This is a genomic window from Xanthomonas sp. BRIP62409, from assembly GCF_003992965.1.
Taxonomy (GTDB): Bacteria; Pseudomonadota; Gammaproteobacteria; order Xanthomonadales; family Xanthomonadaceae; genus Xanthomonas; species Xanthomonas euroxanthea.
In genome coordinates, this window is the sequence record NZ_QEZJ01000030.1 from 52644 (window position 1) to 67218 (window position 14575).

The 14575-nt window shown below is 67.2% G+C and carries 12 protein-coding genes; 5 read left to right on the plus strand and 7 right to left on the minus strand.

Annotation, left to right across the window (positions count from 1 at the left end; all coding sequences use genetic code 11):
• Positions 1-94: 94 nt before the first annotated feature.
• A complete protein-coding gene (locus tag EO170_RS17950) occupies positions 95-1366 on the minus strand; it encodes an efflux RND transporter periplasmic adaptor subunit (RefSeq protein WP_039814569.1) in 1272 nt (423 codons plus the stop codon).
• Between the two features lie 204 nt (positions 1367-1570).
• Here EO170_RS17950 and glmS point away from each other — a divergent pair, with 204 nt between their 5' ends.
• The 3 genes from glmS (at position 1571) to EO170_RS17965 (ending at position 4637) form a co-directional block, all read left to right on the plus strand.
• Positions 1571-3400, plus strand: a complete 1830-nt coding sequence (gene glmS, locus EO170_RS17955) for a glutamine--fructose-6-phosphate transaminase (isomerizing) (RefSeq protein ID WP_126947234.1) — start codon at positions 1571-1573, stop codon at positions 3398-3400.
• A 344-nt stretch (positions 3401-3744) separates the two neighbouring features.
• The gene (locus EO170_RS17960) at positions 3745-4218 is read left to right on the plus strand and encodes a hypothetical protein (protein WP_104649366.1); all 474 of its coding nucleotides are present in this window, start codon (positions 3745-3747) and stop codon (positions 4216-4218) included.
• A gap of 230 nt (positions 4219-4448) precedes the next feature.
• A complete protein-coding gene (locus EO170_RS17965; RefSeq protein ID WP_126947072.1) occupies positions 4449-4637 on the plus strand; it encodes a hypothetical protein in 189 nt (62 codons plus the stop codon).
• A 62-nt stretch (positions 4638-4699) separates the two neighbouring features.
• Here the strand turns inward: EO170_RS17965 and gloA are convergent, their stop codons facing one another.
• From gloA to EO170_RS17985, 4 genes are all read right to left on the minus strand, one after another.
• Positions 4700-5224, minus strand: a complete 525-nt coding sequence (gene gloA, locus EO170_RS17970) for a lactoylglutathione lyase (protein WP_104583264.1) — start codon at positions 5222-5224, stop codon at positions 4700-4702.
• A 217-nt stretch (positions 5225-5441) separates the two neighbouring features.
• A complete protein-coding gene (locus tag EO170_RS17975; RefSeq protein ID WP_126947075.1) occupies positions 5442-6779 on the minus strand; it encodes a copper resistance protein B in 1338 nt (445 codons plus the stop codon).
• Positions 6776-8608 (minus strand): copper resistance system multicopper oxidase, encoded by a 1833-nt coding sequence (locus tag EO170_RS17980; protein ID WP_206514037.1) that lies wholly within the window; start codon positions 8606-8608, stop codon positions 6776-6778. Before EO170_RS17980 ends, EO170_RS17975 begins: the two co-directional genes overlap by 4 nt.
• A gap of 78 nt (positions 8609-8686) precedes the next feature.
• Entirely contained in the window at positions 8687-9088 is a 402-nt protein-coding gene (locus tag EO170_RS17985; RefSeq protein WP_126947081.1) for a CopL family metal-binding regulatory protein, read from the minus strand.
• A 132-nt stretch (positions 9089-9220) separates the two neighbouring features.
• Here EO170_RS17985 and EO170_RS17990 point away from each other — a divergent pair, with 132 nt between their 5' ends.
• Positions 9221-10324 carry a PLP-dependent cysteine synthase family protein gene (locus tag EO170_RS17990; protein WP_126947084.1) on the plus strand — a complete coding sequence of 368 codons (1104 nt, stop codon included), beginning with the start codon at positions 9221-9223 and terminating at the stop codon, positions 10322-10324.
• A 99-nt stretch (positions 10325-10423) separates the two neighbouring features.
• Positions 10424-12448 carry a M3 family metallopeptidase gene (locus EO170_RS17995; RefSeq protein ID WP_115677882.1) on the plus strand — a complete coding sequence of 675 codons (2025 nt, stop codon included), beginning with the start codon at positions 10424-10426 and terminating at the stop codon, positions 12446-12448.
• 97 nt (positions 12449-12545) lie between these two features.
• Here EO170_RS17995 and fabB read toward each other — a convergent pair whose 3' ends face one another.
• Positions 12546-13754 carry a beta-ketoacyl-ACP synthase I gene (gene fabB / locus EO170_RS18000; protein WP_126947087.1) on the minus strand — a complete coding sequence of 403 codons (1209 nt, stop codon included), beginning with the start codon at positions 13752-13754 and terminating at the stop codon, positions 12546-12548.
• A complete protein-coding gene (gene fabA, locus EO170_RS18005; RefSeq protein ID WP_104649437.1) occupies positions 13754-14269 on the minus strand; it encodes a 3-hydroxyacyl-[acyl-carrier-protein] dehydratase FabA in 516 nt (171 codons plus the stop codon). Before fabA ends, fabB begins: the two co-directional genes overlap by 1 nt.
• Positions 14270-14575 lie beyond the last annotated feature (306 nt).

Here is a 14575-nt window from a genome sequence, read left to right on the forward strand (position 1 = left end):
TCCTTTACGAATGAGGTGTGTGCGAAAGAGATTGAGAGTGGCTGACAAACCGTGGCGAGCAGCCTGACGGCTGCGCAGCAGGTGCTGGCCGCCTTTAGTGAACGGTGACGCGCGGTGCATCCCCGAAGTTGTCTGCACCGGAGACCACCACGCGGTCGCCGACCTGCAGCCCGGACAGCACCTGCACCTCGCCCAGGCTGCTGACACCCATGCGCACCGGACGGCGCACCGCGGTGTTGCCATCCATCACATAGGCGTAGCTGCCGCCGGACTGTTCGACGAACGGGCCGCGCTCGACCTTGAGCACGTTGCGGCGCGTGTCCATCACCACGCGTGCGCTCATGCGTTGGCTCTGGCGCAGGCCCGGCGGCTGCTTGTCGGCAAAGCGGATGCGCGCGGTGACTTCGCCATTGACCACTTCCGGCGACACCGCCGAGATCGCGCCAGGGAATGGCTCGCCACTGCCGCTGGTGAGCTGCGCCGGCATGCCGATTGCCAGATCGCGCGCAAAACTTTCCGGCACCTTGATCTCCACTTCGAACTTGGACAGGTCCACCACGCCCAGGATCGGCGCGTTCGCCGCGACCTGGGTGTGCTGCACCGCCTGCACCTGGCCGACCTGGCCATCGAACGGCGACAGCAGCGTGAGCGCATCGACCTGGCGCTGCACCTCGGCCACCACCGCGCGCTGGCGGTCGGCGAGCAGGCGCTTGTTGCGCGAATCCAGGTCCGCGCCCTGGCTCTTCAGCGACGCATCCCGCTGGGCGTGCTGCAGGTCGATGTCGGTCTTCTTCAAGGTGTCCTGCGCCTTGGCCAGCTCCACCTGCGGCACCGCGCCGCCATCGTAGCCGCGCTGGTAGCGCTCCAGGTCGCGCGCGGCGGCCTGCTTGTCGATCTTGGCCTGGTCGGTGAGCTTGCTGGCCGTGGCGCGGGCCAGGGTGGCATCCAGGGCGGCGCGGCTGGACTCGGCTTCCAGCCCGGCCAGCGTGGCCTGCTCCTGCGCCAGCTTGCTGCGCAGCTCCGGGCTGTCGATACGGGCCAGCTCCTGGCCCTGCTTGACCACGTCGCCGGCCACAACGCTCAGCGTCACCGTGCCGGCCGAGATGGCGTACAGCACCGGGCTGTTGGCGGCGATGACGCGCCCGTCGGCGGCGATGTCGCGCACCAGGTCGCCCTGGCTGACCGTGGCGATCCGCACCCGGCTGGCATCGAACGAGCGGCTGCCGGCGCTCCACGCGGTGACTGCCCAGCCGATGCCGGCCAATACCGCGACCACCGCGATGCCGGGCCATAGCCAGCGGCGCCAGGGCGCGCTCTGGGCGGGTGTACGGAGAACCTGGTCCTGGGCGGAGGTATCGCGAATCATGGGCGGCTGGCTCGGTGGCGTCACTGCGATAAAGCAGGACGTGTGCCAACCTCCAAGTCATTGAATGCATTCGCTTTTAGATGTTTGCGGCCAGTGTCCGCAATGTCCGCGGACACTGCTGCGGACACGCTGTCCGGGCACGGTCATGCAGCGGACAAGAGCGGACACGCTAAAATGCCCGGCTTCGTCCTCAAGGGTTGTCCTATGTGCGGCATTGTCGGAGCGATCGCCGGGCGCGATGTGGTCCCGGTCCTGATCGAAGGACTCAAGCGCCTTGAGTACCGCGGCTACGATTCCTCCGGCATCGCCGTGCTCGATGGCGCGCAGGTACGCCGCGTGCGCCGCACCGGGCGCGTGGCGGAGATGGCGCAGGCGGCGCAGGCCGAGCGGTTCGGCGCGACGCTGGGCATCGGCCACACCCGCTGGGCCACCCATGGCGGCGTCACCGAGGCCAATGCGCACCCGCACATCAGTGACGGCGTGGCACTGGTGCACAACGGCATCATCGAAAACCACGAACAGCAGCGCGAGAAGCTGCGCGCGCTCGGCTACACCTTCGAGTCGCAGACCGATACCGAAGTGATCGCGCACCTGATCCATCACCATCTGGGCAGCGCAGGCGACCTGTTGACCGCGCTGCAGCGCACCGTCAAGGAGCTCACTGGTGCCTATGCGCTGGCGGTGATGAGCCAGGCCGAACCGGAGCGCTTCGTCTGCGCGCGCATGGGCTGCCCGCTGCTGATCGGCGTGGGCGAGGGCGAGAACTTCGTCGCCTCCGATGTCTCGGCCATCGTGCAGGCCACCCGCCAGGTGATCTTCCTGGAAGAGGGCGACACCGCCGACCTGCGCCGCGATGGCGTGCGCATCTTCGATGGCAACGACGCGCCGGTCGAGCGCCCGCTGCACCTGTCGGATGTGTCGCTGGCATCGCTGGAACTGGGCCCGTTCCGCCATTTCATGCAGAAGGAAATCCACGAGCAGCCGCGTGCGCTGGCCGATACCATCGAAGCGGCGATCGATGCCAAGGGCTTCCCTGCGTCCCTGTTCGGCCCGACTGCCGAAGCGGTGTTGCGCGACATCGAAGGCGTGCAGATCCTGGCCTGCGGCACCAGCTATTACGCCGGCATGACCGCGCGCTACTGGATCGAGGCGATCGCCGGGCTGCCGTGCAGCGTGGAGATCGCCAGCGAGTACCGCTATCGCGCCGCCTACGCCAACCCGAAACATCTGATCGTCACCATCTCCCAATCCGGTGAAACGCTGGACACGATGGAGGCGCTGAAATACGCCAAGTCGCTGGGGCATCTGCACACGCTGTCGATCTGCAACGTGCCCGAAAGCGCCATCCCGCGCGCCAGCGAACTGGTCTGCTACACGCGTGCCGGTGCCGAGATCGGCGTCGCCTCGACCAAGGCATTCACCACCCAGCTGGCGGTGCTGTTCCAGCTGACCATGGTGCTGGGCAAATTGCAGGGGCGCATCGGCGACGCCGAAGAGGCGGACTATCTGGAGCAGCTGCGTTTCCTGCCCGGCAGCGTGCAGCACGCGCTGAATCTGGAGCCGCAGATCATGGCCTGGGCCGAGCGTTTCTCGGTCAAGGAAAACGCACTGTTTCTCGGCCGCGGCCTGCATTACCCGATCGCGCTGGAAGGCGCGCTCAAGCTCAAGGAAATCTCCTATATCCACGCCGAAGCGTATCCGGCCGGCGAGTTGAAGCACGGCCCGCTGGCGCTGGTGGACGCGGCGATGCCGGTGGTGGTGATCGCACCCAATGACCGCCTGCTGGAGAAGGTCAAATCCAACATGCAGGAAGTGCGTGCACGCGGCGGCGAGCTGTTCGTGTTCGCCGACCAGGACAGCCACTTCAGCGAATCCGAAGGCGTGCACGTGATCCGCACCCCGCGCCATGCCGGCGTGCTGTCGCCGGTGATCCACACCATCCCGGTGCAGCTGCTGGCATATCACACCGCACTGGCGCGCGGCACCGATGTGGACAAGCCGCGCAACCTGGCCAAGTCGGTGACGGTGGAGTAGGTAGGCGCAGCTGATCGAAGGGCTGCGCTCGGTGCAACGCGAGCGCAGTTGCTGCCAGCTAAAGAATCCACCCGCGTGCATGGCGGTTCTCCACCTCACCTGCAGACGACTGCCCGCCGCGTCTGGCCAGCCTCCCCTTGGTTGCGCCCTGGTATCGGGCGACGGTGCGGCGGCATGCGTCGCCATGACCCACAGGTTGAGGGTCATCGGGTCGCGCCAGCGGGCGCAGGACGCTATCGGTGCGGCAGCGATGGAAGATTGGCAGACGACCGGTCCGGCTGCCAACGCGATGGCCCAGGTTATGCATACGCTTGCTGCGAGGGTCCCATCACGCAGGAGGACGTATGCACGAGTCTTTCAAACAGGGCGCGCCGGCCGAGTTGTGGCAGGCGTTGGTACGTGAGGCCGGGCAGCGGATCGCACATCCGCTGGACGAATCGCGCGAGCACTATCTGGTGTTCGTGCTGCTGCGCCTGCAGCGCGATGCGCAGCTGGTCTCGCGCACCCAGGCGCTGGCCTGGCTGCACGCGCAGGACCAGACCGGCAGTCTGCGGGCGGATGCATTGCGCGACATCGGAGATCAATGCCTGCTGATTGCAGGCCTGTTTCCCGGGATCGCGCAGCGCCGCCGGCTCAGCGTCGACTACTTCATCGAACTGGGCCGCGGCGCATATTTCGAAGTGGCCGACACCCGCTACAGCGATGCAGGCCTGTTTGCACAGTTGGCCGGGACCTACCGCGAACTGGTCCGCACGCTTGCCGCACTGCGCCCGCCGCGCCAGTGGCAGCGCAGTCACGGCGGACTGCTGCATGCGTAGCTAAGCGCCACTTCCGGGGCGGTCCCGACAGATGTGGGGACCGCCCCGACTGCCAAGTGCGCACGATGCGCTCACACTCAGCCCGCAACTGAGCGTTCTAGCCGACTGCGGACCGTTGTCTGATGGACCAAAGCACTGTGCGGTTGATCGCTGTCCGCGCGATCTGACAGTGCCATGTCGCATTGCGTGGGGGACACGCAATGCGACGCTGTTTCCAGGGGAAGGAATCCATGAAAGCGTTTATTGCGGTGGCGGCCTCGGCGCTGAGCGGCGCCGCAATGGCTGGCGATGTCCCGCCCGGCGTCGTGGCGCACGATGGCACCCGCATCTGGGTGCATGGCGCGCGGACACATGCGTGGGCGGTGGTCTCCGCTGGCGCAGCCTGTTCGCGCGCGGCGTTTGGTGGCAAGTGCCGGTAGCGTAATGCTTGAAATCGTCGGTGCCCGGGAACTCCGGGCACCTTGCCATGCGGCGTTATGCGTTACGCCAGCGGCGTATTGGAGATGATCTCCACCCAGTAGCCGTCCGGGTCCTTGATGAAGGCCAGGTGCTTCATGCGGCCGTCTTCCAGGCGTTTCTGGTACGGCACGTTGAGGCTGTCGAAACGCGCGCAGGCGGCGTGGATGTCCGGTACCGAGATGCAGATGTGGCCGAAGCCGCGTGGGTCGCTGTTGCCGTCGTGGTAGACCGGGCCGTCCTGGGTTTCGGTGCCGTGGTTGTGGGTGAGTTCGAGCACGCCGGGGATGCCGGCCATCCACAGCCGACGCGCGGCATCGTCGTCGGGGATCGCGGTGCCGTCGGGCAGCAGGGCCAGGAAGTACAGGCTGAACTGCGCATCGGCAAAATGGCGCGCATCCAGCAGGCGGAAGCCCAGCACGCGCGTATAGAAATCCAGCGAACGCTGCGCATCCTTGATGCGCAGCATGGTGTGGTTGAACACGAAGCCGGCGGTGTCGGCAGGTGCGGCGCTGGCGCCGGGGACGTGTTGCAGGTCGGTCAAGGGCATTGTGGTCTCCTCGGTGGAATGTGGTGGCAGGTCGGGCTGCGCTGGGTGCCGATGGTAGCGGGGCAGGGGTTGTCGGTATGTCTGCAGGGTGCGCATCGGTGATCTGGCGTCGCGCTCCGATCGATCGCGCGCGACAGCACGACTTGCGCTGGTCAAGCGCGTGGCATGGGCCTGCATTGGAATCCCAATGGCCAGGCCCATGCGCACACCGGCTGTCTCAGAACCAGATGCGCACGCCGGCGACGAACCGGCTGTCGCGTGCAGGCTCATCGTCGATCGCAGCGCGGCGGGCGGTGTCGCCGAAGCTGCGGCTGTGCACCCAGCCGATATAGGGCGCGAAGCGGCGGGTGATCTCGTAGCGCAGCCGCAGGCCGACCTCGACCTGCTCCAGGCCGCTGTCGACGCCGCGCCGGTCATCATCGGTGAGGGCGATGCTGGCTTCCACACGCGGTTGCAGGATCAGCCGGTTGGTGAGCAGCACCTCGTACTCGCCCTCCAGCCGCAAGGCGGCGCGGCTGCCACTGCCGACGTAGAGCGTGGCTTCGGTCTCGAACTTGTAGGGTGCCAGTCCCTGCACGCCGAAGGCGGCCCAGCTGCGATGCTCGCCCGCCCCAATGTCCTGGCGTGCACCGACCAGCAGATCCCACCATGGCGAGATGGCGTGGCCATAGAACGCCTCCACCGATGCGGCCTGCGTGCGCCCGTCCTGCCGCTCACCTTCGCTGCGCAACCAGAGCCGGTCGATATCGCCACCGATCCAGGCGCGTGCTTCCCAGTCCTGGCCACTGCCACGCGTGGTGTCGAAGGCTTCCAGCCGATCGAGCAGGACGTAGTGATTGATGCCTGGCGCGTGCATCGCATGGTGCTGCAGGGGTGCGAATGCCGCAGCGATTTCCTCGGCCGTGGGCTCGGGGATCGGCATGCGTGGCACTGCGCTGGCGGTGGGTGATGCCGGTGTTTGCGTGGTTGCTTCGGGATGCGGCGCGTGTTCCATCGCGGCGTGATCCATCGCCCCGTGCTGCGCCTGTCCATGTTGCATCGACGCATGCTCCATGGACGCGCGCTCCATCGACGCGTGCTCCATCGCGTCGTGGTCGCTGTCTACCTGTGATTGCAGGGTGGGGTCCAGGTGTGGATCGGCGGAGGTCTGGTGTACGGCATGCTGGACATCGGCGTGCTGCATGCCGGCGTGGTGCGTCGATGTCGGCACTGCCGAAACGTCGGCGTGTACCGCGCGTTGCGCAGGCGTGCCGTCAGCAGCGGTTGTCGATGCCGATGCCGATGCCGATGTGGTGCTGGAGTGCTGCACGTGGTGCAGATGCGCATGATCCATCTGCATTGCATCTGCGCTCACCTGCGCGGATGACGGCGATGTCTCTGTCGCGATGGATGTCTGCGGCTGGGAACCCGTTGCCTGCTCAGCCATCTGCATTGCATGCGCGTCATCGGCATGCGCGGATGACGCCATCGCTGCATGCTGATGCTCCTGTGCAGCAGCCGATGCGCTCAGCAGTAGTGCGAGCAGCGCCACGTGTTGCGTATGCAGTGCGCTCATGCCTCCACCCGCACTTCGCGCATCATGCCCGCTTCCATGTGGTACAGCAGATGGCAATGGTAGGCCCAGCGGCCCAGCGCATCGGCGCGCACGCGATAGCTGCGGCGCGTGCCGGGCGGCATGTCGATGGTGTGCTTGCGCACCTGGAAGTTGCCGTCGGCGTCTTCCAGATCGCTCCACATGCCGTGCAGGTGGATGGGGTGCTGCATCATGGTGTCGTTGACCAGCACGATGCGCAGCCGCTCGCCGTACTGCAGCCGCAAGGGCTCTGCCGAGGCGAAGGCGATGCCGTCGAACGACCAGGCGAATTTCTCCATATGCCCGGTCAGATGCAGTTCGATCTCGCGCCCGGGCTCACGGCCGTCCGGATCCTCGAACAGGCTGTGCAGGTCGGCGTAGCACAGCACCCGGCGGCCGTTGTCGCGCAGGCCAACGCCGGGGTCGTCCAGGCGCGGCGCGGTGGCATTGCTGCGCATGTCGATCAAGGGATTGCCCTGTTCGCTGGCATGGTGGTGCGGTGTCTTGCTTTGCGCATCGCCGCTTGCATGCCCGTGCATCTGCGCGGTCGGCATCGGCATCGCCATCGCGTGCGCTGCATGCGGGTCGCTGTGCGTCGTGTCGGCATCGTGCATGGCGTGACCTGCATGCGCCATGCCATCGCCGTGCCCCATGTCCTGCATGGTGAGGATCGCGCGCGGATCCAGCGCCGGTATCGGCGCCTGCAATCCCTGCCGCACCGCCAGCGTGCCGCAGGCGAAACCGGTGCGGCCCATGTCCTGCGCGAACAACGTAAACGCATCCTGGCCGATGGGTTCGACCAGCACGTCGAAGGTTTCGGCGGCGGCGATGCGCAGCTCGTCAACGCTGACCGGATGCACGTACTGGCCGTCGGCGGCCACCACGGTCATGCGCAGGCCGGGGATGCGGATGTCGAAGTAGGTCATCGACGAGCCGTTGATGAAACGCAGCAGCACCTTCTCGCCGGGGGTGAACAGTCCGGTCCAGTTGCCTGCCGGGGCGACGCCATTGAGCAGGTAGGTATAGGTGTTGGCGTTGACGTCGGACAGGTCGGTCGGGGTCATGCGCATGCGCCCCCACATGCCGCGATCGGCCAGTGTCGCGCGCAGGCCTTCTTCGCGCGCATCGCGCAGGAAATCGCCCACCGTGCGCTGCGCGTAGTTGTCGTGGCTGGGCATCTGCTTGAGCCGCCGGAACAGCGCGGCCGGGTCCAGGTCGGTCCAGTCCGAGAGCAGCACCACATGCTCGCGGTCGTGCCGATACGGCGGCGGCGCCAGCGGGTCGATGACGATGGCGCCATACAAGCCAGCCTGCTCCTGGAACATCGAATGGCTGTGATACCAGTAAGTGCCGGACTGGCGCAGCGCGAAGCGGTAGTGATACTCCTGGCCCGGCGCGATGCCGTCGAAACTCATCCCCGGCACGCCATCCATGTTGGCCGGCAGCAACAGGCCGTGCCAGTGCACCGAGGCGGGTTGGTCGGCCAGCGCATTGCGCACGCGCACGCTGACCGTGTCGCCCTCGCGCCAGCGCAGCGTGGGCGCCGGCAGGCTCTGGTTGACGGTGATGGCGCGGCGCGTGCGCCCGGTGAGGTTGACCGGCATGCGGCCGATCTGCAGCGATTGGTTGCTGCCGCGCAACTCGGGCGTCGCCGGGGGCGCGGCACGTGCAGCGCCGCGCCACAGCCCGCCGGTGGCGGCAACGCCGCCCAGGGCAAGGCCTTGCACGAAGCGGCGTCGGCTCAGGCCCCCATTGGAGGGTGGATCGAAAGAAGTTGGATCGAAAGACATGGCATCTCCACTGCGGCCCACCCACGAAGGCGGGCGCATGCATCGCTGGGAAACCCACGCAACACGCGCGGGACCGAGGACGGCCAAGGCCGTCGGCGCTCAGGCGATGGGAGGTCGAACCGGTTGCTCGGGCACCGGGCTGCCGCGCCCTTCGGCCAGGGTGGCAGGCAGCGTATGGCGGCCAGGCAGGCCGGCGGGCACCGCAGGCAGGGTCAGCAGGGCGAGGCTGCAGTGCTGCAGGCAATCGCAGCTGCCCAGCTTGCAGCAATCGGCCGCGTGCGCGTGCTTGGCCTGGTCCGGGGTATGCGCCGCAACGGGTGGCTGCGTGTCCTCATGGCACGGCAACGCGGCCGGCATCGCCGCGTGCGCCATCGCTGCGGCCGACGCCGTCCCGGCCGAGGCCATGGCCGGCAGCGCCATGCCCACCGACGCCCAGGCGCCGGTGGCCGTATTGGCAACCAGGCACAGGCACAGCAGCAGGCGGAGCAGGCAACGCAGCACGGGCAGTCAGGGCGGCGGACAGGTGCGGCCAGCATAGCACCGGCGCCCAGCTGTCCGCCCGATGACCCGCCCGCCGTGGCCGCGCGCCAGGCAGCGGTAGAATTGGCGCTTCCTTCGCCGCACAGTCCTGCCATGTCGCAGCGCCAGTGGGTGGCCGCCGCCATCCAGAAGATCGAGGCCGATTTCAACCGTTCGGCCGACACCCACCTGATTCCGATGGACCTGCCGGGCTTTCCGGGCATCGACCTGTATTTCAAGGACGAGTCCAGCCACCCGACCGGCAGCCTCAAGCACCGGCTGGCGCGCTCGCTGTTTTTGTATGCGCTGACCAACGGCTGGCTGCGTGCGGGGCGGCCGGTGATCGAGGCGTCCAGTGGCTCGACCGCCATTTCCGAGGCCTATTTCGCGCGGCTGCTGGGTGTGCCCTTCATCGCGGTGATGCCGGCGTCGACCTCGCCGGAAAAGATCGCCGCGATCCAGTTCCAGGGCGGCCGCTGCCATCTGGTCGAACGTGCCTGCGATCTGGACAGTGCCTCGCACCAGCTCGCACGCGAGACCGGTGGCCATTTCATGGACCAGTTCACCTACGCCGAGCGCGCCACCGACTGGCGCGCCAACAACAACATCGCCGAATCGATCTTCAAGCAGCTGGCCGAGGAGCCGCATCCGATTCCCGACTGGATCGTCTGCAGCCCCGGCACCGGCGGCACCAGCGCCACGCTGGGCCGCTATGCGCGCTATCGGCGCCACGCCACCCGCATCCTGTGCGCCGACCCGGAAGTGTCGGTGTTCTTCGACGGTTATTGCCGCGCGGTGGACGGGCAGTGCCCCAAGGAGCTGGCCATCACCGGCGGCTCGCGCATCGAAGGCATCGGCCGCCCGCGGGTGGAGTCCAGCTTCATCGCCAGCTGCGTGGACATGATGATCAAGGTGCCCGACGCCCTGAGCCTGGCGGCGATGCGCCATGTCAGCGCCACGCTCGGCCGCCGCGTCGGTGGTTCCACCGGCACCAACTTCGTCGGCGTGCTGCAGGCCGCCCAGCGCATGCGCCAGGCCGGCCGCAGCGGCTCCATCGTCACCATCCTGTGCGATGCCGGCGAGCGCTACGCGCACAGCTACTACGACCCGGCCTGGTACGCGGCGCGCGAGATCGACGTCACCGACAGTGATGCGGCCATTGCCATCGCCGTCAACGGCGGCGACTTGCCGGCGCTGCCTTGTGCAGCGCTGGAATGACCGCCATATCCTGCACGCCGCTGGCAAAACCGTTGCGTATCGCAACCTCTGCCAGCACCTCATCCTGATTCCTGATCCAGTCCACTGCCGGAGCGCCCCATGACCAACCCGCTGCTCGACCTGTCCGGACTGCCGTCCTTCGATGCGATCCGCCCCGAGCACGTGGGCCCAGCGATCGATCAACTGCTGGCCGACGCCGAGGCCGCAGTGAAAGCGGCCGAGCAGGTCAGCCCGGTCAGCTGGGACAGCTTCGTGGTGCCGCTGGACGATGCCACCGAGCGGCTGTGGCGCGCCTGGGGCCAGGTCGGCCATCTGCAGGCGGTGGTCAACACGCCGGAGCTGCGCGAGGCCTACAACAGCAACCTGCCCAAGCTCAGCCGCTTCGGCAGTGCGCTGGCGCAGAACCTGGCGCTGTACGCGCAGTACAAGGCGCTGGCCGACGCGCCGGAAGCGGCGCACTACGACGCCGCGCGGCGCAAGGTGCTGGAAAACGCGCTGCGCGATTTCCGCCTCGGCGGTGCCGAGCTGGATGACGCGTCCAAGGCCCGGTTTGCGCAGGTCCAGGAAGAACTGTCCGCGCTGGCCGCCAAGTTTTCGCAGAACGTGCTCGATGCCACCGATGCATGGTCGTACGTGAGCGAAGACGAAAGCGAGCTGTCCGGCCTGCCGGCCGAAGTGGTCGCCGCGGCACGCGCCGCCGCCGAAAAGGACGGCGTGCCGGGCTGGAAGCTCACCTTGCAGATGCCGTGCTACCTGCCGGTGCAGACCGATGCGGACAATCGCGAACTGCGCGCGCGGCTGTATCGCGCCAACGCCGAGCGCGCCTCTGAGTTCGGCGATGCGGCGCTGGACAACAGCGCCAATATCGATCGTATTCTGGCCCTGCGCGCCGAGCTGGCGCAGCTGCTCGGGTTTGCCAGTTACGCGGAGTATTCGGTCGCCACCAAGATGGCGCAAAGCCCGGACGAAGTGATGGGCTTCCTGCGCGATCTGGCGGTGCGCGCCAAGCCGTATGCGCAACGCGATCGCGCCGAACTCGAAACCTTTGCACGCGATGCGCTGGGCCTGGACGAACTGCAGGCCTGGGATCTGGCCTACGCCAGCGAAAAACTCAAGCAGGCGCGCTACAGCTTCTCCGAGCAGGAGGTGAAGCAGTACTTCACCGAGCCGAAGGTGCTGGCCGGCCTGTTCGATGTGATCCACAGCCTGTATGGCCTGACCGTCAAGCTCGATCGTGCGCCGGTCTGGCATGAGGACGTGCGCTTCTATCGCCTGGAAGATGCGCAGGGCGCGCTGGTCGGCCAGTTCTATCTGGACCTGTACGCGCGCGAAGGCAAGCGGGGCGGTGCGTGGATGGACGATTGCCGCAACCGCCGCGACACCGCCAATGGCGTGCAGACGCCGCTGGTGTATCTGGTGTGCAACTTCGGCCGCGGCAGTGGCGATGCCCCGGCCACGTTCCGGCATGGCGAAGTCACCACGCTGTTCCATGAAATGGGCCACGGCCTGCATCAGTTGCTCACGCGCATCGGCGAACTGGGCGTGGCCGGCATCAACGGCGTGGAATGGGACGCGGTGGAGCTGCCCAGCCAGTTCATGGAGAACTTCTGCTGGGAATGGGAGCGCGTGCAGGCGATGACCGCGCACGTGCAGACCGGCGAGCCGCTGCCGCGCAACCTGTTCGATCGGCTGCTGGCCGCGCGTAATTTCCAGAGCGGCATGTTCACCGTGCGCCAGTTGGAGTTCGCGTTGTTCGACATGCAGCTGCACAGCAGCTTCGACCCGACCCAGGACAACGTGCTGCAGCTGATCGAGCGCGTGCGCGACGAGGTGGCGGTCAACCGCCCGCCGGCATGGAATCGCTTCCCGCACCAGTTCAGCCACATCTTCGCTGGCGGATACGCGGCCGGTTACTACAGCTACAAGTGGGCCGAGGTGCTCAGCGCCGATGCCTACGCTGCCTTCGAGGAAGCGCCCGAGCAGGTGGCCGACACCGGCGCGCGTTTTCGCCATGAAGTGTTGTCGCGTGGCGGCAGCCGCAGCGCGGCCGACAACTTCCGCGCTTTCCGTGGGCGCGCGCCGAGCATCGATGCGCTGTTGCGGCATAACGGCATGGCCGGCTGAGCCGGGATTGGGGGATCGGGAGCGGGGAGTGCCAAGCGTGCGCTCTCGGCACACCGCCCCCAATTTCCGGTTCCGCGCGGCGCCTTGCGCCGTGCCACTACAACCGGCCGAACACCAGCGCCGCGTTGGTGCCGCCGAAGCCGAAGCTGTTGGACATCACCGTATTCAACGTGGCGTCCCGGGTCTGCCGCAGGATCGGGAAGCCTTCGGCGCGCGGGTCGAGTTCGTCGATATGCGCCGAGCCGGCCATGAAGCCGTCACGCAGCATCAGCAGGCTGTAGATCGCCTCGTGCACGCTGGCGGCGCCCAGCGAGTGGCCGGACAGTGCCTTGGTCGAGGACAGCGGCGGCACGTTGTCGCCGAACACCTCGCGCACCGCGCCCAGTTCGGTGACATCGCCCAGTGGCGTGGAGGTGCCGTGGGTGTTGAGGTAGTCGATCGGCTGCGTCAGGCCGTGCATGGCCATGTGCATGCAGCGCACCGCACCTTCGCCGCTGGGCGCGACCATGTCGGCGCCATCGGAGGTCACGCCATAACCGAGCAATTCGGCATGGATGTGCGCGCCGCGCGCGATGGCGTGGTCGTAGTCCTCCAGCACCAGCATGCCACCGCCGCTGCCGATGACGAAGCCATCGCGCTGCGCATCGTAGGGGCGCGAGGCCACCGCCGGGCGGTCGTTGAAGCCGGTGGACAACGCGCCCATCGCATCGAACATCACGCTCATGGTCCAGTGCAGTTCTTCGCCGCCGCCGGCGAACATCACATCCTGCGCGCCATGCCGGATCAGATCGGCGGCCGCACCAATGCAATGCGCCGAGGTCGCGCAGGCCGCCGACAGCGAATAGCTCAGGCCGCGGATCTTGAACGCGGTTGCCAACGAGGCGGAGACCGACGAGCACATCGTGCGCGGCACCATGTACGGGCCGACCTTGCGCACGCCGCGGTTGCGCAGCAGATCGGCGGTTTCCACCTGCCACTGGCTGGACCCGCCACCGGAGCCGGCAATCAGGCCGGTGCGCAGGGCGCTGACCTGCTCGGCATCCAGTCCGGCATCGGTGATCGCATCGCGCATGGCCAGATAGGCGTAGGCCGAGGCATCGCCCATGAAGCGTTTGAGCTTGCGGTCGATCAGGCTGTCCAGATCCAGCGCCACCGCGCCGCCCACCTGGCTGCGCAGGCCGGCCTCGGCATGATCGGGCAATGCGGTGATGCCCGAGCGGCTCTCGCGCAAGGCGCTGGAGACGGTGTCCAGATCATTGCCCAGACAGGACGTGATGCCCATTCCGGTGACGACGACACGACGCATCAGAAATTCTCCGTTGAGGTGAACATGCCCACGCGCAGATCGTTGGCCGTGTAGATTTCGCGCCCGTCCACCAACATGCGTGCATCGCTCTGCGCCATCACCAGCTTGCGGTTGATCACGCGGCTGACATCGATTTCGTAACTGACCAGTTTGGCGCTGGGCAACACCTGGCCGGTGAACTTGACCTCGCCGCAGCCCAGTGCGCGGCCGCGGCCTGCGGCACCGATCCAGGTGAGGAAGAAGCCGGTCAGCTGCCACATCGCGTCCAGGCCCAGGCAGCCGGGCATCACCGGGTCGTCGATGAAATGGCAGCCGAAGAACCACAGGTCCGGGCGCACGTCGAGTTCGGCGCGGATCACCCCCTTGCCGTGCGCGCCGCCGCTGTCGCTGATCTCGGTGATGCGGTCGAACATCAGCATCGGATCGTTGGGCAGGCGGGCACTGTCGGGCCCGAACAATTCCCCGCGCGCGCTGGCCAGCAGCTGGTCGCGCGAGTACGCACTTTGACGAGTCATGACGAACGTTTCCTGCAAGAAGCGAAAGGCGAGGCGGGCAAGGGTGCATGAGGGCGCGCGGTTCAATCAAACGTTTTATCCGTACGCATGCGTGCTGTTTTCAGCCGCGCGCGCAGTGCGGCAAGCGCGTTGTGCCGACAATAGCGAGCGCAGGCGACGGCCTTCGGCCAAGCGCGGCCAGGCGTGCGTACTCGGGGCGGGACGCTGGGAAAAAAAGACGCAGTGGCGCGTCCTGCCGACGCTTGCGTCCGTTCGCGCCCGGGCTGCCTGAGCCGGCGCAAGGCGTGAGACGCGGCTGATTTATCA